The organism is Streptacidiphilus sp. ASG 303 (assembly GCF_020991365.1).
Taxonomy (GTDB): domain Bacteria; phylum Actinomycetota; class Actinomycetes; order Streptomycetales; family Streptomycetaceae; genus Peterkaempfera.
The window spans coordinates 1-17,552 of sequence record NZ_JAJLRA010000029.1 but is presented as its reverse complement, the minus strand read 5'-3'; the positions used below and the strand labels follow the sequence as shown (position 1 = coordinate 17,552).

The 17,552-nt window shown below is 75.0% G+C and carries 18 protein-coding genes; 13 read left to right on the top strand and 5 right to left on the bottom strand.

The window, feature by feature from the left end; all coding sequences use genetic code 11:
• Window positions 1-42: 42 nt before the first annotated feature.
• Window positions 43-630, bottom strand: a complete 588-nt coding sequence (locus LO771_RS25440) for a hypothetical protein (protein WP_230746862.1) — start codon at window positions 628-630, stop codon at window positions 43-45.
• Between the two features lie 233 nt (window positions 631-863).
• Here LO771_RS25440 and LO771_RS31725 point away from each other — a divergent pair, with 233 nt between their 5' ends.
• The 12 genes from LO771_RS31725 to LO771_RS25385 all read left to right on the top strand — a co-directional run bounded on the left by LO771_RS31725 (window position 864) and on the right by LO771_RS25385 (window position 14,184).
• On the top strand, window positions 864-959 hold the full coding sequence (locus LO771_RS31725; RefSeq protein WP_374228241.1) for an Ms4533A family Cys-rich leader peptide: 96 nt from the start codon (window positions 864-866) through the stop codon (window positions 957-959).
• A 181-nt stretch (window positions 960-1,140) separates the two neighbouring features.
• Window positions 1,141-2,850, top strand: a complete 1,710-nt coding sequence (locus LO771_RS25435) for an ABC transporter substrate-binding protein (protein ID WP_230746861.1) — start codon at window positions 1,141-1,143, stop codon at window positions 2,848-2,850.
• Window positions 2,851-2,860: 10 nt separating this feature from the next.
• Entirely contained in the window at window positions 2,861-3,931 is a 1,071-nt protein-coding gene (locus LO771_RS25430) for an ABC transporter permease (protein ID WP_230746860.1), read from the top strand.
• 6 nt (window positions 3,932-3,937) lie between these two features.
• Window positions 3,938-4,927, top strand: coding sequence for an ABC transporter permease (locus tag LO771_RS25425; protein WP_230746858.1), 990 nt, complete (start codon window positions 3,938-3,940; stop codon window positions 4,925-4,927).
• Window positions 4,924-6,702 (top strand): ABC transporter ATP-binding protein, encoded by a 1,779-nt coding sequence (locus tag LO771_RS25420; protein ID WP_230746857.1) that lies wholly within the window; start codon window positions 4,924-4,926, stop codon window positions 6,700-6,702. Before LO771_RS25425 ends, LO771_RS25420 begins: the two co-directional genes overlap by 4 nt.
• A 619-nt stretch (window positions 6,703-7,321) precedes the next feature.
• The gene (locus LO771_RS25415; protein WP_230746855.1) at window positions 7,322-8,980 is read left to right on the top strand and encodes a glycosyltransferase; all 1,659 of its coding nucleotides are present in this window, start codon (window positions 7,322-7,324) and stop codon (window positions 8,978-8,980) included.
• A 40-nt stretch (window positions 8,981-9,020) separates the two neighbouring features.
• On the top strand, window positions 9,021-10,193 hold the full coding sequence (locus LO771_RS25410; protein ID WP_230746853.1) for a hypothetical protein: 1,173 nt from the start codon (window positions 9,021-9,023) through the stop codon (window positions 10,191-10,193).
• The gene (locus LO771_RS25405; protein ID WP_230746852.1) at window positions 10,190-11,170 is read left to right on the top strand and encodes an NAD(P)-dependent oxidoreductase; all 981 of its coding nucleotides are present in this window, start codon (window positions 10,190-10,192) and stop codon (window positions 11,168-11,170) included. The genes LO771_RS25410 and LO771_RS25405 overlap by 4 nt, the downstream gene beginning before the upstream one ends.
• 409 nt (window positions 11,171-11,579) lie before the next feature.
• The gene (locus LO771_RS25400; protein WP_230746851.1) at window positions 11,580-11,816 is read left to right on the top strand and encodes a hypothetical protein; all 237 of its coding nucleotides are present in this window, start codon (window positions 11,580-11,582) and stop codon (window positions 11,814-11,816) included.
• A gap of 117 nt (window positions 11,817-11,933) precedes the next feature.
• Complete coding sequence (moeZ, locus tag LO771_RS25395) at window positions 11,934-13,112, top strand: adenylyltransferase/sulfurtransferase MoeZ (protein ID WP_230746850.1); 1,179 nt, start codon at window positions 11,934-11,936, stop codon at window positions 13,110-13,112.
• A gap of 249 nt (window positions 13,113-13,361) precedes the next feature.
• Entirely contained in the window at window positions 13,362-13,715 is a 354-nt protein-coding gene (locus LO771_RS25390; RefSeq protein ID WP_230746847.1) for a hypothetical protein, read from the top strand.
• A 199-nt stretch (window positions 13,716-13,914) separates the two neighbouring features.
• Window positions 13,915-14,184, top strand: coding sequence for a barstar family protein (locus LO771_RS25385; RefSeq protein ID WP_230746845.1), 270 nt, complete (start codon window positions 13,915-13,917; stop codon window positions 14,182-14,184).
• A gap of 173 nt (window positions 14,185-14,357) precedes the next feature.
• Here the strand turns inward: LO771_RS25385 and LO771_RS25380 are convergent, their stop codons facing one another.
• The 4 genes from LO771_RS25380 to LO771_RS25365 all read right to left on the bottom strand — a co-directional run bounded on the left by LO771_RS25380 (window position 14,358) and on the right by LO771_RS25365 (window position 17,399).
• Window positions 14,358-14,630, bottom strand: a complete 273-nt coding sequence (locus LO771_RS25380) for a hypothetical protein (protein ID WP_230746842.1) — start codon at window positions 14,628-14,630, stop codon at window positions 14,358-14,360.
• Between the two features lie 389 nt (window positions 14,631-15,019).
• On the bottom strand, window positions 15,020-15,262 hold the full coding sequence (locus tag LO771_RS25375) for a hypothetical protein (protein WP_230746840.1): 243 nt from the start codon (window positions 15,260-15,262) through the stop codon (window positions 15,020-15,022).
• Window positions 15,263-15,292: 30 nt separating this feature from the next.
• Window positions 15,293-16,804, bottom strand: a complete 1,512-nt coding sequence (locus LO771_RS25370; RefSeq protein WP_230746838.1) for a peptide deformylase — start codon at window positions 16,802-16,804, stop codon at window positions 15,293-15,295.
• Window positions 16,805-17,030: 226 nt separating this feature from the next.
• On the bottom strand, window positions 17,031-17,399 hold the full coding sequence (locus LO771_RS25365; RefSeq protein ID WP_230746835.1) for a GntR family transcriptional regulator: 369 nt from the start codon (window positions 17,397-17,399) through the stop codon (window positions 17,031-17,033).
• A gap of 52 nt (window positions 17,400-17,451) precedes the next feature.
• Between LO771_RS25365 and LO771_RS31485 the strand changes: the two genes are divergently transcribed.
• On the top strand, window positions 17,452-17,552 hold a 101-nt coding region (locus tag LO771_RS31485; protein ID WP_374228235.1), incomplete at its 3' end, for a transposase.

Below are 17,552 nucleotides of genomic sequence, written 5' to 3'. Positions count from 1 at the left end.
GTCACCCATCCCTCCGGGAGGGGGTTTCCGGGTGACGGACGCTCACCCGTAGACCTGGCGGCAGGTCCGCTCCGCGGCGCTGCCCGGCGCCCAGCGGCCGAAGCGGGTGCCCAGGTCGCAGACGCCGCCCCGGCCGCCGGTGTGCCGGCCGCCGGTGCGCGGGCCCGGGCGGCGGCCGTGGTGCGTGCCGCCGTGTGCGCCGTGCCGCCCGGCCGCGCGCCGCTGCGGCCGGAGCAGGCGGCGGTGCGAGGGGTGCGCCTCCGCGCCGCGCTCCCGCCCGGCCGCCTCCGCGCCGTGCGGGTCCCCGGCCGTCGCTGGGTTCCCGCCGGCCTCGTCGGGCCGCCGCCCCGTCGGCTGCGCCCCGGGGTCGCCCTCGGCGACGCCGTACCGCTCCACGGACGTGCCCCCGCCCGCCGCCGGGAGCGGCGAGGGGGCCGCGGGGGCGGCCGGGGCGACGGTCCGGGCCGGGCCGGGGTCCCGGCCCGGGCCCGTCGACACGCAGCCGCAGAGCAGGGCCGCGCAGAGCAGGACCACCCAGGACAGCGCGGGCCGGGCGGGGGCGGGCCGGGACGGTGCGGTGCGGGGCGGGACCGGCGGGGCCGGGCGGCCCTGGGGCGGAACGGCGGGCATCGGGGCGTCCTCCGGCGGGGGCGGGGTCTGCGCGGACACGGCTGCGCGGCTGCACGGCCGCCGCGGTGCGGCGTCGTGCGCGCGGCGCGGGGCGGGTCGGGGCGGGGCCGCCTCCGCGGCGGACGGGGGCCCCGCCGTGTCCCAACGAGCGGTTCCGGTCGAAGGATGTGGTGTTTGTCTCGGTATGCCGATCGACTTTGACTATTTACTTATGAGGGTTCAAAGTTTCCCTCATGGTTCGCACCGGTCCGCCCTGTCGCAGCGCCGCCTTCCGGCTGGCGCTCCTCGGCGTGGCCGCGCTCTGCGTCGCCGACGTCGACTGTCCCTGACGCCGACCGCCCCGGGCCGCCTCCACGGCGCCGCCCCGCGACCCCCCGCCCGGCCCCGCACCGCGCCCGGCCGAACGGCGCACCGCCGCGCCCCGGGCCCCGCCACGCCCCCTCCGTCCCTGCCCCGTCCCGCCCCGTCCCGCCCCCGGGACGTCCGGCAACACCCCGAGAGGTACCTCCCATGCGCAAGTCCAGAGCCCTGTACGCGGCCGCCGGTACGGCACTCCTGTCGAGCCTCGCCGTCGCCTGCGGGAGCGGCGGCGGTGCGGGCGGGTCCGGTCACAAGGCCTTCGACCCGAAGGACTACCGCGGCGGCACCCTCACCGTGCTCAACCACAACGACCAGGGCCACTTCGACCCCGCGCGGCTCTACACCTCCGGCGGCGGCAAGATCCCCACCCTGGTCTTCCGCACGCTGACCACCCGCGACCACACCACCGGCGGCCCCGAGGGCGCCAAGCCGGTCCCGGACCTGGCCACCGACACCGGCACGCCCAGCGACGGCGCGCGGACCTGGACGTACCACCTGAAGGACGGCCTGACGTACGAGGACGGCACGCCGATCAAGGCGCAGGACGTCAAGTACGGCATCGAGCGCTCCTTCGCCCCCGAGCTGCCCGGCGGCGCCCCCTACCTGCGCGACTGGCTGGTCGGCGGCGAGGACTACCAGGGCCCGTACAAGGGCGGCGAGCTGGACTCCATCGTCGTCCCCGACGACCGCACCATCGTCTTCCACCTGCGCAAGCCCGAGGGCGACTTCCCGTACCTGGCCACCGCCACCCAGTTCGCCCCGGTGCCGAAGGCCAAGGACACGGGCGTGAACTACGAGAAGCACCCGGTCTCCTCCGGCCCCTACAAGGTCGTCAGCAACGACCAGGGCCGGACCATCGTGCTGGCCCGCAACCCGCACTGGTCGCAGAAGAACGACGACCAGCGCCTCGCCGGCCCCGACCGCATCGTGGTGCAGTCCGGACTCGACCAGTCCGTGATCAACCAGCGCCTCGCCGCGAGCAGCGGCGCCGACGCGCGGGCCGTCACCACCGACACCAACATCGACGCCTCGGTGCTGGCGAAGCTGAACGGCCCGCAGGGCCTGAAGGACCGGGTCGCCACCGGCTTCTTCGGCGAGACCTGGTACCTCGCGTTCAACACCAAGGCCAAGCCCTTCGACAACCAGAAGGTGCGCGAGGCGATCTCCTACGCCGTGGACCGGCGGTCGGTGGTCAACGCCGTCGGCGGCACCGCCGTCGCCAAGCCCGCCACGACCTTCCTGCCCGACCAGAAGGCGTTCGGCTACACCCCCTACGACTACTTCCCCGGCGGCGCCTCCGGCGACCCGGCGAAGGCCCGCAAGGTCCTGGCCGAGGCCGGCTACCCCAACGGCCTCACCATCACCCTGGACCACACCACCTCCGCCGGCGACGGCAACGGCCCCGAGGTCGCCACCGCCGTCCAGGAGGCGCTGAAGAAGGCCGGCATCACGGTGCGGCTGCACGCCTCCGAGTCCAACGACTACGCCGAGAAGACCCAGAAGCCGGCCACCGAGCCCGGCCTCTTCCTGCAGAGCTGGGGCGCCGACTGGCCGTCCGGCGGCCCGTTCCTGGCCCCGGTCTTCGACGGCCGGCAGATCCTGAAGGGCGGCGGCAACTACAACGCCAGCCAGCTCGACGACCCGAAGGTCAACGCCGAGATCGACGCCATCAACAAGCTCACCGACCCGGAGGCCGCCGCGGCCCGCTGGGGGAGGCTCGACGCCGAGCTGGGCAAGCGCGCCCTGACCGTGCCGCTCTACCACCCGGTCTACAAGCGCCTCTTCGGCAAGGACGTCACCAACACCTACGTCAGCCAGTGGAACGGGCTCTACGACCTGTCCCGCATCTCGGTGAAGTAGGACGGACGCAGTGAGCGAGACCGCGACGGTCCTCGACACCGCCACCGCCGCCGGGGCCGCCGAGCCCCGGCGGCGGGGGCGGGTGTGGCAGCGGCTGCGCCGCAACCGCGCCGCCATGGCCGCCCTGGCCGTGGTGGCGCTCCTGGTGCTCTTCGCACTGGCCGCGCCGCTGCTGTCGGCCCTGGAGGGCCAGGACCCCACCACCTTCCACAGCGACCTCGTCGACTCCGCGACCGGCGGCGTGCCGACCGGCTCCTTCGGCGGCGTGAGCGCCGACCACTGGCTGGGCGTGGAGCCCGGCAACGGCCGCGACGTCTTCGCCCGCCTCGCCCACGGCGCCCGGGTCTCGCTGGGCGTCGCGGTGGGCGCCACCCTCGTCCAGGTCGCCCTGGGCACCCTCGTCGGGCTGGCCGCCGGGCTCGGCAACCGGCTCGCCGACACGGTGCTCAGCCGCGCGATGGACCTGGTCATCGCCTTCCCCGAGCTGGTCTTCGCCATCGCCCTGATGGCGATCGTGCCGGAGGGCTTCCCCCGGCCGGTCCTGCTGATGCTCGTCATCGGCGTGCTCGGGTGGGGCGCCCCGGCCCGCGTCGTCCGCGCCCAGGTGCTCTCGCTGCGCGGCCTGGACTACGTCGCCGCGGCACGCCTCGGCGGCTCCGGCCGCTGGCGCGTCGCCCGCCGCGAGATCCTGCCCGGCCTCGCGGCGCCGGTCATCACGTTCGCGCTGCTGCGGCTGCCGGTCAACGTCGCCTCCGAGGCGGGGCTCTCCTTCCTCGGCGTCGGCGTGCGGCCGCCCTCCTCCTCGTGGGGGCAGATGCTCTCCACCGCCACCACCTGGTACGAGACCGACCCGACGTACGTCCTGCTGCCCGCCGGGCTGCTCTTCGTCACCGTGCTCGCCTTCACCGTCCTCGGCGACGGGCTGCGCACCGCCCTCGACCCGCGCGCCGCCTCCCGGCTGCGGGCCGGCACCCGGCGCGGGAACGCGGCCCCGCGCAGGGCCGCGTCGGCCGCCCGGCCCGGCGCCGGCGTGCCGGCCGCCGCAGCCGACGCCGCCACGCCGCCGAGGACCGAGGACTGATCCGCCATGCTCCGCTTCCTCCTCCGACGCTCCGTCAGCACCGTCCTGGTGCTGCTGGTGCTGTCGGCCGTGGTCTTCACCCTCTTCTACGCCACCCCCGGCGACCCCGCGATCCTCGCCTGCGGAAAGGGCTGCGACGGCGACCGGCTCGCCGTGGTCCGGCACAAGCTCGGCACCGACCTGCCGCTGTGGGACCAGTACTGGCACTTCCTGCGCGGCCTGGTCGCCGGCCGCGACTACGACGCGGGCGCCGATACCACCCACTGCGCCGCCCCCTGCTTCGGCTACTCCTTCCAGTACGACCAGCCGGTGCTCGGCATGATCACCGCCCGCCTGCCGGTGGACGTCTCGCTCACCCTCGGCGCCATGGTCATCTGGATGGTCGTCGGCGTCGGCACCGGCCTGCTCTCGGCCCTGCGCCGCGGCGGCGCCACCGAGCGGCTCCTGACCGGCCTCACCCTGGCCGGCATGTCGACCCCGGTCTTCCTCATCGGCCTGCTGCTGATGATGGCCTTCTGCTCCTGGCTGGGCTGGCTGCCCTTCCCGCAGTACACGCCGATCGCCGACGACCCGGCCCGGTGGGCCGCCAACCTGGTGCTGCCCTGGCTGTCGCTGGCGCTGATCAGCGCCGCCGCCTACGCCCGGATGACCCGCAGCTCCATGCTGGAGACGCTGGCCGAGGACCACATCCGCACCGGCCGGGCGTACGGGCTGCCCGAGCGGCGCATCGTCGCCGGGCACGCCCTGCGCGGCGCCCTCACGCCGGTGATCACGCTCCTGGCCATCGACGTCGGCGGCATGCTGGGCGGCGCCACCCTCACCGAGACCGTCTTCGGCTTCGACGGTCTCGGCCGGCTGCTGGTGAACGCGGTCAACCACATCGACCTGCCGGTCGTCGTCGGCGTGACCCTCTTCGCCGCCTTCTTCATCGTGATCGCCAACGCCGTCGCGGACGTCCTGTACGCGGTGGCCGACCCCCGGGTGGCCCTGGCATGACCGACGACCTCCTGACCGACCGGTCGCCCTCCGGCGGCCAGCCGGCCGGCGACCTGCTCCTCGACGTCCGCGACCTGCGCGTCTCCTTCCCCACGGCCGACGCCGAGGGCGGGTCCGTCACGGCCGTGGACGGCCTCTCCCTCTCCCTGGCCCGCGGGCGGTCCCTCGGCCTGGTGGGGGAGTCCGGCTCCGGCAAGAGCACCGCCGCCTTCGCCCTGCTCGGCATGCACCGCGGCACCGGGGCCGAGGTCACCGGCACCGTCCGGGTCGCCGGGACGGACGTCAACGCCGCCTCAGACGAGGAGCTGCGGCGCCTGCGCGGCAACCGGGTCGCCATGGTCTTCCAGGACCCGCTCTCCGCCCTCGACCCCTTCTGGTCCGTCGGCGACCAAATCGCCGAGGTGTACCGGCTGCACACGGGCGCCTCCCGCCGGGCCGCCCGCGCCCGGGCCGTCGAGGTCCTGGACCGGGTCGGCATCCCCGACGCCGCCCGGCGCGCGGGCGCCCACCCCCACGAGTTCTCCGGCGGCATGCGCCAGCGCGCGCTCATCGCCATGGCCCTCGCCTGCGAGCCCGACGTGCTCGTCGCGGACGAGCCCACCACCGCGCTGGACGTCACCGTCCAGGCGCAGATCCTCGACCTCCTGCACGACCTGCGGGAGGAGACCGGCATGGGGCTGCTGCTGGTCACCCACGACCTGGGCGTGGTGGCCGGCGCCACCGACGAGGTCCTCGTCATGCAGGGCGGGCGCGCCGTCGAGCACGGCGGCACGGAGGACGTGCTGCGCGCCCCCGGGCGCCCGTACACGCGGCAGCTCGTCGAGGCCGTGCCCCGCCTGGAGGCCCGGCGCACCCCCGTGCCGGTCGGCGACGACGTGCTGCTCCGCGTCGAGGACCTCCACCGGCACTACCCGGCCCCCCGCGGCTCCGGCGGCGAGCGCGCCCCCGGCCTCGGCCGGCTGCTCGGCCGCCGGCCGCAGCACCGCGCCGTCGACGGCGTCACCCTCGACGTGCGGCGCGGCGAGACCCTCGGCGTCGTCGGCGAGAGCGGCAGCGGCAAGACCACCCTCGGCCGCATGATGGTCCGGCTCCTGGAGCCCACCTCCGGACGGATCCTCCTCGACGGCCGGGACATCTCCCGGGACGGCGAGCGCGCCCTGCGCCCCGTCCGGCGCGACCTGCAGATGGTCTTCCAGGACCCCGTCTCCTCCCTCAACCCGCGCCGCTCCGTCGGCGACTCCGTCGCCGAGCCCCTGCTGGCGGGCGGTGCGGACGCCGCGGCCGCCCGGTCCGAGGTGCGCGACCTGCTGGAGCGGGTGGGGCTGCCCGCCTCCTGGTACGACCGCTACCCGCACGAGTTCTCCGGCGGCCAGCGGCAGCGCGTCGGCATCGCCCGCGCCCTCGCGGTGCGCCCCCGGCTGATCGTCTGCGACGAGCCGGTCTCCGCCCTGGACGTCTCCACCCAGGCCCAGGTCGTGGGGCTCCTCGGGGACCTGCAGCGCGAGTTCGGGCTCACCCTGGTCTTCATCGCCCACGACCTCGCGGTGGTCCGGCAGGTCAGCGACCGGGTCGCGGTCATGCGGCAGGGGCAGGTCGTGGAGTGGGGCGACGCCGACAGGGTGTACGAGTCCCCGCAGCACCCCTACACGCGGCGGCTGCTCGCCGCGGTCCCGGTGCTGGACCCGGCCGAGGCGGCGTCCCGGCGCCGGGCCCGGCGGGCGCTGCTCGCCCTGGACCGGAGCGCGGACGGGGCGGAGCCGGCCGCGGTGGCCTGAGCCCGGACCGCCGCGGGCCGAGCCGGGCCGCGGCGGCCCGAGCCGGACCGCCGCGGCCGTGCGCGGTGCGGCGGGCCGGGCCGCCCGCCCGCCGCCCCGTCGCCCGTCCTGCGGCCGCCCCGCCGGCCGTACCGTCCGAGGCCGCCCCGCGCCGACCGCGCCGGGCGGCCTCCGCGTTCCCGCCGCCCCGCCCCCTGCCGTCCCGGCGCCGTCCCGGGGCCGTGCCGTCCGCCGTCCGCCGTCCGCCGTCCGGGCCCGCGCCCCCGCGGACGTGCAGGTTACGGCCATTCACTCCTTCAGGTGGCGGCCACGCAAGTGACCGACGGCCCGGCCGCGCGGGCGCCTACCTTCGAGGGGCTGGACCGAACAAGCGTCGGGTGCCTCGCGTCGGGAGGCCCCGGCGTGGGCTGCCCGCCCGTGCACGCCCGGCCGCCGCCGGTCCGCCCCGGTGGGGGCCCTCCCGGCACGGACGGTCCGGGCACGGGCGGTCCCGGTACGGGCCGGTCCGGCGCCCTCCGGGGCGCCGCGTGCCGCCGTGCCCCGGCCGCTGCCGTCCCCGGCCGCCGCCCCGCCTCCGACAGCCCCGCCGTTCCGCCGCCCGATCCGCCCCGGAGGTCCCGTGCGCATCGCCCTGCTCACCGCGAGCGACGACGCGACTGCTCCGCGTTCCGCACCCGGCGGTGCCGACTGGTGCGCCTGGGCGGAGCGCAGCCTGCCCGAGCACGCGTTCCTGCACCCGGTCCTCGACGCGGCCCCGGCGGGCCGCCGGGACCGCGCGCCGCGCGGCCGCCGCCGGGCGCGCCTGCTGCGGTCCTACGAGGCCCTGGTGCGGGCGCTGGCCGAACCGCGGGAGAGCGCCTCCCTCCCCGCGGCCCTGTACGCCCTGGCGGACGCGGCGGAGCCCCCCGGCCACCTCCCGGCCCTGCTGCGGTGCGAGGAGGCGGCGCGGCTGCTGGAGCGGACCTGGCGGTCCGGGAGCGGCCCCGCTTCGGTCCGGGCCCCCGCCGCCCGCGACGTCCTCGCCGCGTCGGACGCCCTGGAGCGGGCCCTGCGGCCCCTCGCCGCCGGATGGCTCCGCGACCCGGCGGGCGCCCCCTCGGCCGACCTGTGCCACGTCACCGGCGGCACCCCCGCCGCCCTGGCCGCGCTCCTCGCCGGGCGGCTGCACGGCGTGCCCTGCACCGTCAGCGGCCACCGGCTCCTGCCGGGGGAGCCGCCCCCCGGCTCCGCCCCCGGTCCCGGGCCGGCCCGTGCGCTCCTCCTCTCCTTCTCCCGTCTGCTCGCCCGCGAGGCGCTGGGGCGCGCGGCCGTGGTCCTCGCCGGCAGCGACCACGAACGCCGCTGGCTGGAGCGGTGCGGGGCCGACCCGGCCCGCACGCGGGTGCTCCGCGACCCGGTGGCGGACGGCCCGCGCCCGGCGGCGGGCCCCGAACCCCCCGTGCCGACGCTGCTGTGGCTGCGCGAGCCGGACGCGGTCGCGGCGGACCCGGCGGTGCGGGAGGCCGTCGCCCTGGTGCGCGGGTCGTTCCCCGCACTGCGGGTACGGGCCTGCGCCCCCGCCCCCGCTGCTCCCGCCCCCGCTGCTCCCGACCCTGCGGCGAGCGCTCCGGCGGCGGGCGGCCCCGCCGGGGCCGGCGGCGTCCCGGGCCCGGTGCACGGCGCGGGCAGCGTGGTCCTGCTGCCCGCCTCCGACCGGCCGTCCGCCGGACCGCTGGCCGAGGCGATGCTCAGCGGCCGGGTCGTGGTCGCGGAGGACGTCGGGCCCGCCAGGGAGGTGCTCGGCCCCGCCGGCGTCCTGGTGCCGCCGGGCGACCCGCAGGCGCTGGCCGATGCGTGCACCGCCCTGCTGCGCGATCCGCGGCGCCGCGCCCGGCTCGGGACGGCCGGGCGGCGGCGCGCCCTCGAGCTCTTCTCCGCGGAGACCGCCGCCGGCACCCTGCGGCGCGCCTACCTGGACGCCGCCGCCCGCTGGCCGGCCTTCCCGGAGGCGGGCCGCCCGTCCGCCGAGCCCTTCGCCCTGCCCGCCGAGTACCGGTCGGCAGGGCAGCGGCCCGCCGGGCACCGTCCGGGGGCCGGTCCGGTCGCCGGCACCGGCCGCCCGCCCGGCCCGGTCCGCGGGACCGCCCGGCCGGCCTCCGCCCGTGAGCCCGAACCGGTCGACGGGCCCGACCCGGTCGACGGGCCCGACCCGGTCCGTGATCCCGGCCCGGTCCGCGGGCCCGGCCCGGCCGTTCCGCCCGGCGACACCCGTCCGTCCCGCCACCGGGAGGTCGCATGACCAGACGCCCGCCCGTCCTCGCACGCCCGCAGGAGGCGCCGTGACCGCTCCCCGCCCCCCGCGGCCGTCCGGGGCCGATCCCGTGCGCGAACTCATGGAACGCCACCGCGACCTGTGCGAGAGCGCCACCGACCCGCTGGAGATCGCCGCCGGTCTGGAGGCCGCGGGCGTCGGGCCCGACGCGGTCGCCCGCTGCCGCCACGCGGACGTCTTCGCCCTGGCGGAGGAGCTGTACGCGCGGGTGCCGCGGCGGACCGCCGACTCCGCGGCCCCGGACGCGGCCGGCCCCTGGCGGCGCCGCGCCGGTGCGAGCCTGCTCGCCGCCGTGCTCTACGCGCTGCCCTGCGCCGCCTTCGCCGCGATCCGGGCGGTCGCCCCCCGGTCCTCGCCCTGGGCCCTGCTGGCGGCCGCGGCCGTCGCCGGCGCCTGGTACGCCGCCACGGCGCTGGAGACCGCCCGGTGGGAGGGGGGCCGCCCCGGACCGTCCGCCCCGGCGCCGCCCGGGACCGGCCCGGCCGGCACCTCCCTGCGGGCGGTCGCCGCCGCCGGGGTCGGGGCGGTGCTGGTGATGCCGCTGGTCCTGCCGTTCGCGGGCGGGGGGGATCCCGCCTCCCCCGCCACGCCGGCGGCCCTGGCGGTCGGCATGGGCGCGGCCGAGTGGTGTGCGCGCTGGTTCCGGCACGCCGGACGGTCCCACCTGGCCGCGGCGGCCGGCATCGCCGAGTTCCGGCGCCGGATGGTCCCGGTCCTGCCGGCGGCCGTCCTGCTGCACCTCTGCGCCGTCGCCCTGCTCACCGCCGCCGTCCTCGCCGTCCGCCCCGGCGGTCGGGAGGAGGACTTCGGCGCGCTCCAGTGGGGCGCCCAGGGGGCCGCCGCACTGCTGCTGTCCCTGGTCGTCCTGCTGCTCCGCTGCGGCCGCCCGGGGGCCGCGGCCGCCGGCGCCGCCGCCGCGGCCGGCGGGACGGGCCTGCTCCTCGCGGTGCGGGCGCTGCCCCTGGCCCTGCCCGGCCGGGACCTCCTCGCCGCCCACGGCCCGGCGGCCGTCCAGCTCGCCGGCTGCGGCGCCGCGGCCGCCGCCCTGCTGCCCTGGGCCTGGGCCGCACTGGTGCGGCCCGGCGCCCACCGTGCCGCACCGGCCGGGCCTCCCCCGGCCCCCGCACGCTCCGGGCCGTCCGCCCGGACCCCGCTCACGGAAGGACCGACCCCCACATGAGGGTGCTGCTGCTGGGCGCGGACGGCTTCATCGGCCGCCGCGTCGCCGACCGCCTGCTCGCCGACCCCGAGCTCCAGGTCACCGTCCTCGGCCGGCGCGACACCGCGGACATCCGGTTCGACCTCTCCGCGGGCAGCCCCGGCGCGCTCGCCCGCTTCCTCGACGCCGTCATGCCCCGGGTGATCATCAACTGCGCCGGTGCCACGTACGGCAGTCCCCGCGCCCTGACCAGGGCCAACACCGTCGCCGTGGCCACCGTCTGCGAGGCCGTCCGGCGCAGCCACGAGCCCGCCCGCCTCATCCACGTGGGGTCCGCCGCCGAGTACGGGCCGGCGCCCTTCGGCCAGCCGGTCCCGGAGACCGCCGAACCGCGCCCCCTCGGCCCGTACGGGGTGACCAAGCTGGCCGGCACCGAGCTGGTGCTCTCCTCCGGGCTGGACGCCGCCGTGCTGCGGGTCTTCGACGCGGTGGGCCCCGGGGCCCCCACCGGATCGCTCTTCGGCCGCCTGGCCGAGGGGCTGCGGCGCGCCCTGGAGCGCGGCGAGCCGCAGCTGCGGGCCCCCGACCTGTCCGCCTTCCGCGACTTCGTCGACGTCCGCGACGTGGCGCGGGCCGTGCAGTCGGCCGCCGTGTCCGCCGCCACCGGGATCGTCAACATCGGCAGCGGCACGGGGACGCGGGTCCGCGACGCGGCCGAGCTGCTGGTCCGCGCCTCCGGCTTCGACGGGCGCCTGGTGGAGGAGGGCCGCCCCGCGCTGCCCCCGCCGCCCGCCCCGGCCGACGGGTCCTCCGTCCCCGGGGGCGCGGCGTCCGCGCCCCCGGGGCACGGGGCCGCCGAGCCCCGCTACCCGGCCGAGCCCGTCCTGTGGCGGCAGGCCGACGTCCGCACGGCGCGCGACCGCCTCGGCTGGCGGCCCCGCATCCCCCTGGAGGAGTCCCTGGCGGACGTCTGGACCGAGATCGCCTGCCGCGTGTGAGGCCGGCGGGGGCGTGCGGCACCTGCGCCCGCAGACGGGCGCGGCGGCCGCGCGCCCTCCGGACCGGGACGCCGGCGACGATCGACATGCTGCGCGTGGGGAGGGAGACGGAGCCGGTCGAAGGCGTCCGGGCCGGGTACCTGTACGGCGAGATCGTCATGACGACGACGCCGGAGACCTTCCACAACCGGATCGTCCGCCTCATCGACCGGCAGGTCCCCGAGGACCGCTGCGAGGTGTGGCCGAACCAGGCGGTCGCCGTCCCCGAGCGGGACGGTGAGCCCGTCCCGGACACCATGCCCGTCTGGGCGGACCGCGACCTCGGCTTCGTGGACGGCGTCGACCCGGTGCACGTCGCCGCGGTCCTCGAGACCGTCTCCCCCCAGGGGGGAGGAGGAACCGGACCGGGGTGGTGCGCGACCTGGAGGTCAAGCCGGAGATGCACGCCTCGGCGGGTGTCCCGCCCTCCGTCGTCGTCAACCCCGACGGCGAGGGCTGGACCGACGTCCTGGAGGATCCCGACCCGGCGCGGCAGTCCTGCCCGGGCCGCCACCGGTACCGCTTCGGCGGCCGGGTGCCGCTGCCGGAGCCCGTCGGGACGGCCTTCGGCACCTCGCGGTCCGTGCGGTACCCGGCGGAGGGCTGAGCGCGTCCACGATCCGTCGCCGGACGTCTCGCCCCTCGGAACGGGTGTCTCGGAACAAGAACCGCCGTGACACTGTTGACCCGGAGAACAGACGAACTGACGACCATCGGAGTCCCCGTGTCGCTGCCACCCCTGGTCGAGCCGGCCGCCGAGCTCACCGTCGACGAGGTCCGCAGGTACTCCCGCCACCTGATCATCCCCGACGTCGGGATGGACGGGCAGAAGCGGCTGAAGAACGCCAAGGTGCTCTGCGTGGGCGCCGGCGGCCTCGGCTCGCCCGCCCTGCTCTACCTGGCCGCGGCGGGCGTCGGCACGCTGGGCATCGTCGAGTTCGACGTCGTGGACGAGTCGAACCTCCAGCGGCAGGTCATCCACGGCCAGTCGGACGTCGGCCGGTCGAAGGCCGAGTCCGCGCGCGACTCCGTCAAGGAGATCAACCCGCTGGTGGACGTCGTGCTCCACGAGGAGCGGCTGGACACCTCCAACGTCATGGAGATCTTCTCCGGCTACGACCTCATCGTCGACGGCACCGACAACTTCGCCACGCGCTACCTGGTGAACGACGCGGCCGTGCTGCTGGGCAAGCCCTACGTCTGGGGCTCCATCTACCGCTTCGACGGCCAGGCCAGCGTCTTCTGGGCCGAGCACGGCCCCTGCTACCGCTGCCTCTACCCGGAGGCCCCGCCGCCGGGCATGGTCCCCTCCTGCGCCGAGGGCGGCGTGCTGGGCGTGCTCTGCGCCTCCATCGGCTCCATCCAGGTCACCGAGGCGATCAAGCTCCTCGCGGGCGTCGGCGAGCCGCTGGTCGGCCGCCTGATGATCTACGACGCGCTGGAGATGCAGTACCGCACGGTGAAGGTCCGCAAGGACCCCGACTGCGCGGTCTGCGGCGAGAACCCGACGGTCACCGAGCTGATCGACTACGAGGCGTTCTGCGGCGTGGTGTCCGAGGAGGCCCAGGAGGCCGTCCTCGGCTCGACGATCACTCCCAAGCAGCTCAAGGAGTGGATCGACGAGGGCGAGAACATCGACATCATCGACGTCCGCGAGCCCAACGAGTACGAGATCGTCTCCATCCCGGGCGCCCGCCTGGTCCCGAAGAACGAGTTCCTGATGGGCAACGCCCTCCAGGACCTGCCGCAGGACAGGAAGATCGTCCTGCACTGCAAGACCGGTGTCCGCTCCGCCGAGGTCCTGGCCGTGCTTAAGTCGGCCGGCTTCTCCGACGCGGTCCACGTCGGCGGCGGCGTGATCGGCTGGGTCAACCAGATCGAGCCGGAGAAGCCCGTCTACTGATCAATCGATCTGCTGAGCTGCACTGCCCAACGGCTGTGTTCTTCTGACCAGTGCTGATGCCGTCAGCGGTTGTCATTGTTGGTCGGCGCTGATCGTCATTTCACGGCCCAGAGACGGCCCCGGGACTTGATCGCCCGGGGCCGTTTCGCGTCCGCGGTCCGGCTGGCCCTGGGGCGGCTTGCGGTTGTAGCTTCCGCACCGAGTCGATCTGGTCCGCCGCCAACGCGGCGGCACCTTCTTGGGGGCACTGTGTGGGATGGCCCGTTCTATCGGGTGAAGCGGGTCCGGTACGAGATCTGTTTCGTGCCCGGGGCGGATGAAGACCTGGACGAGGTGTGCAACGTCGACATGTGGGTGACGTTCACCGACGGTAACCGCTGGTCCGGAACGGTGTTCACCCTCGATGAGGTGCAGCGCATCATGGACCACTGGAAGGGCACCGGCGAGTGCCTGGACGGCAGCTACTTCTGGTGCTGGGACGGGCTCATTGTCCGCGAAGCCGGCATCCCCGCCATGGTTCGAGTCATCGATGACCTGGTGGCTACCGGCGACTACGAAGGCGTCCTACGCTCGCTCGGACCGGAGGATGATCAGGGCAGCTGACTCCTGGGCTCGCATCCAGTGTCCCAGCTTGGAAGACGGCGTATACGGATCGCGGCTGACCTGGCAAATCCCTGACCTGCGCCCGAGCGCGGTCGGCACCGGCGTTCCCCGTGAGTCTCCGCTGTGCCCCGCCCGAACGGGCACGTAGCGGGCACGGCGCCAACGAGCTGAGCCGTCGGTATATGCCACGATGCTGGCCATGCTCACCATCGACGTCAGCTCAGTTACTGATGAGCGCGAACTACACGCTGTGCTCGCGCAGACTCTTCACTTTCCCGACTTCTACGGCAGTAACTGGGACGCCTTCTGGGACGCGATCACTGGGCTTGTCGAGATTCCGGACCATGTCCGCCTTACAGGGTGGAAGCACCTCAGCGACCGCATCCCTCGCGGGGCGATCATGCTGCAACGTGCCTTGGACGACTATCGGCAGAGGTGCCGGCCGCAGTTCCTTGCCGAGTACAGATAGGGCGCGCGGCCCTCATTTGAAGACCCGCGGCCGAGCGAAGTGGCTTCTTCCTTATCAGTGATGCCGTAGGCGTCGGCGCTGACCAGTTCGGCGGCTCAGGCCACGGCACTCCACTCCGCTGTTGTACTCCCTGATCCGTCGGAGTCTGGGGCCGTTGCTGTCAGCTACTGCTCTCAGGGCTCGTCGTCCTGGTCCAAGCCCAAGTTCTCGGGGAACTCCAGGAGCGCTCCGCGCCGTGCGGGAACGCTCTCCCGCTCGGCCATCTGCCGGACGATCTCCGCCAGCTTCGACCGGTCCTCTCGGGATAGCTGATCCAAGCGGTAGGCCAGATCCTCGAACCACCTGGTAGCCAGGTCGGGATCAACCTCTTCGTCGTCGGTGAGATCGATATCGGTCGCGAGCCGAGCCAGCGACTCGGCCAGCGCTACCAGAAGCGTGGCGCTCATGTAGGCCCTCTCCTTGGCTCGGCATCCCGGGTAGGGAGCGTACCGCGCGGGCGTTGGCGCGATCTTTGGCCGGTGGCCTGCCCGGGCTGGGGTCGAGCATGGCCAGGGGGCCATACGCTGGCCGCGAATCGGGCTGGCTCCTGCCTGCCCGCATCTAGCCCGATCGGCCCCCTGGTCTTGCTCGACGTCGGGTCCCGGACCGGGGAGGTGGCTAAAGATCGTGTCGGCGCCCGCCCCAGCCACCGGCCGGCCAATCCCCCTCCCGCCTTGCGGCGCGGAGCGGGCCGCCGCCGGAGCGGGACGCAGGCAGGAGCGACGGCGAGCGGCGCCGCGCGGCGCCGCAGCGAGCGAAGCGAGCGCCTTGATCCAGTAGAGAAATCCGTAACCACTCAGCCTTTGCCCTCGTAGTTGGGGTTCTCCCTGAAGACCCCGGTCAACCGGCCTCGCTTGTCGACCTGCCAGCCGCCGATGATCGCTCCGGGCGGTACTGCGCCGTCTGGGCCGTCTTCGATGAGGTCCGCATCGATCTCGTAGACCCAGCCGCCGGGGTACCGTTCGGCCTCGGCCAGCAACTCTGGTGGTGCGGAGCGCTGCACGGCCCCATGCTTACGGCGCTTCGCGAAGAAAGCCATGCAAGGCCCGCCTTTCGGTCGTGGTCACAGCTAGGACGCCTTCCCCTCGTAGGACCAGATCCGGCCGGTGCCTCGGTACTGCGAGACGGGGATGGGTTCGACTCCGGGGCGCATGCGGGTGGTGTAGAGGACGCCTTCGAGGTGGTCGATCTCGTGGGCCACGAGGCGGGCGACGCCCTGGTCGAAGATGGTGATGCGGCGCTGGCCGTCGGTGTCCTGGTGCTCGACGGTGATGCTCAGGGGCCGGGGGACCATGCCGCGCACGTCGAAGAAGCTCCAGCAGCCCTCGTACTGCTCGTCGGTCTCGGCGGACTCCTCGATCACCCGGGGGTTGAGGAGGGTGAGGGTCTCGCCGTTCGGGGTGCGCACGATGGCGGCGGCTCGGTCGATGCCGATCTGGGGTGCGGCGCAGCCCATGCCCTTGCTGAAGGTGTGGATGCCGGCGGCCCTCTCGGCGGCGGAGTTGAGTTCGGCGACCACGCGCCGGGCGTCCTCGGCCTCTGCGGGGAGGTCGAAGGGTCGGGCCCGCTGGGTGAGGAGGGGGTCTCCGGCCTGGACGACGCCGATGGATCGCATCTTCTCGCTGGCGCTCGCGGGCATGGCGGGGGCGGTCTCCTCGTGGTCGGGGCGGGCGCGGAACTTCCACTCCAGCCGGTAGCGGGCGTGCAGGGGCGGGTCGTCGGTGGTCCAGGAGAACAGGCGGCGGTCGCCGTAGCTGCTCTGGTGGATGGCGGTGCGGAACGGGAAGGCGGCCGCGGTCATGGTGGTCTCGGTGCCCCAGACGACCGGGTCGAGGTCGGCGGGGAAGTCGAGCCGGACGCTGAGGCGCTCGGTGGGCAGGCGGACCGCGCGCTGGAACCAGGTGCCCCACTTGTCGTCGCTGACGGTGTAGGAGTACTCGATCCATGCGGTCTCGCCCGGGTAGAGCGGGTAGCGCCCGTCGTCGTTCTCGAACAGGAGCCACAGCTCTTTGAAGGCGTCGCGGTCGTGCTGGACGCGCCAGCCGATGGGCTCGTTGCCGATACGCGCGGTCAGAGCGATCTCGTCCCAGGTGAGGGGGTTGTCGCGGTAGTGCCGGTTGGAGTGCTCGGGGTTGCCGGGGTAGCGGTCCACCGAGATCCGGATGAGGTACTGGGTGATCGGGTCAGGGCTGGCGTTGTGGATCCGCCGCCGCTGGGTGGCGCGGTAGGTGGCGCCGTCGTAGCGCAGCTCGGCGTCGTCGTGCACGACGATCAGGCTGGCGGGCTGGGATTCGAGCGTCTGGGGTTCGGCGGTGTGCTGGTGCGGGAGCGTGATGCCCGGCCGGCCGCCGGTCTCCAGCTCGGTGAAGGTCCGCCGCAGTGCGCCGCCCGCGGACAGCACCCGGTCGGCCTGCTCGGCGAACTCCCGGCTGGGCCGCTGCTGGCCGCCCTCGACCTTGGAGACGTAGGAGGGGGTGTATCCGACGGATCGGGCGAGCGCCGATTGGGACACCCCCCGCACGTCGCGCCACCGCTTCAACTCCGCGATGAACGGCTCTGCGCTCGGGGCCTCGCTCGACATTCCGCCTCCCCTGCGGGTGTGCCTGTGAGTGAGCTGTGAGTGATCGACTCTCAGGCTGTAGTCACTGCCCTGGCGTGCGGTGTGCTGTCTGTGCTCGGGACGGAAGCTACAGGACTCGGAGGACGACCGGTGACCATGACGCCGGAGGAAATGGCGGCCATCCTCGATCGGCTCTCGGCCGTGACGGCAGAGGTGGCGGGGCTGGCCGAGCGGGTGGACCAGGTGGCTACGGCGCTGCCTGCTTCGCCTGCTCCTCCAGCTCGGCAAGTCGAGCGGAGAGATCCCGGACCGTCGCGTCCAGGGCGTCCAGGTGCTGCTTGATGGCGAGGTACTCGGGCGAGTGCTCGGGCTCGGGTGCCTCGGCCTGCTCACGGACGAAGCTGCCGCGTCCGGGGCTCGTGTACACCAGTCCTTCGCCCCGCAGGATCTCCACCGCGCTCTGCGCCGTCATCGGAGCGACGGTGTAGCGCTTTGCCAGGTCACGCACGGACGGCAGCTTGGCGCCGGGGGCCAGCTCCCCTGACCGGATCTCTGCGCGGATGGCGTCCGCCACCTGCTGCGAGGCGGGCCGGGGGTCGTCGGCGCTCAAGGACATGGGACGAGGTTAGCGCCAAATCCGTCCTAGGCCGTGTCTGATAATTGATCTTGTGGTGGGTCGTGGTGAGTTGACGGATGCGGCGTGGGAGCGGATCGCGCCGCTGCTGCCGGGTGCCGACGGGCGGGGTCGTCCGTGGCGGGATCACCGGCA

Excerpts from the sequence above, each read along its gene's own strand:
- LO771_RS25440 (WP_230746862.1), bottom strand. The coding sequence starts at position 630 with ATGCCCGCCGTTCCGCCCCAGGGCCGCCCGGCCCCGCCGGTCCCGCCC.
- LO771_RS31725 (WP_374228241.1), top strand. The coding sequence starts at position 864 with ATGGTTCGCACCGGTCCGCCCTGTCGCAGCGCCGCCTTCCGGCTGGCG.
- LO771_RS25435 (WP_230746861.1), top strand. The coding sequence starts at position 1,141 with ATGCGCAAGTCCAGAGCCCTGTACGCGGCCGCCGGTACGGCACTCCTG.
- LO771_RS25425 (WP_230746858.1), top strand. The coding sequence starts at position 3,938 with ATGCTCCGCTTCCTCCTCCGACGCTCCGTCAGCACCGTCCTGGTGCTG.
- LO771_RS25420 (WP_230746857.1), top strand. The coding sequence starts at position 4,924 with ATGACCGACGACCTCCTGACCGACCGGTCGCCCTCCGGCGGCCAGCCG.
- LO771_RS25405 (WP_230746852.1), top strand. The coding sequence starts at position 10,190 with ATGAGGGTGCTGCTGCTGGGCGCGGACGGCTTCATCGGCCGCCGCGTC.
- LO771_RS25385 (WP_230746845.1), top strand. The coding sequence starts at position 13,915 with ATGCTCACCATCGACGTCAGCTCAGTTACTGATGAGCGCGAACTACAC.
- LO771_RS25380 (WP_230746842.1), bottom strand. The coding sequence starts at position 14,630 with ATGAGCGCCACGCTTCTGGTAGCGCTGGCCGAGTCGCTGGCTCGGCTC.
- LO771_RS25375 (WP_230746840.1), bottom strand. The coding sequence starts at position 15,262 with ATGGCTTTCTTCGCGAAGCGCCGTAAGCATGGGGCCGTGCAGCGCTCC.
- LO771_RS25370 (WP_230746838.1), bottom strand. The coding sequence starts at position 16,804 with ATGTCGAGCGAGGCCCCGAGCGCAGAGCCGTTCATCGCGGAGTTGAAG.
- LO771_RS25365 (WP_230746835.1), bottom strand. The coding sequence starts at position 17,399 with ATGTCCTTGAGCGCCGACGACCCCCGGCCCGCCTCGCAGCAGGTGGCG.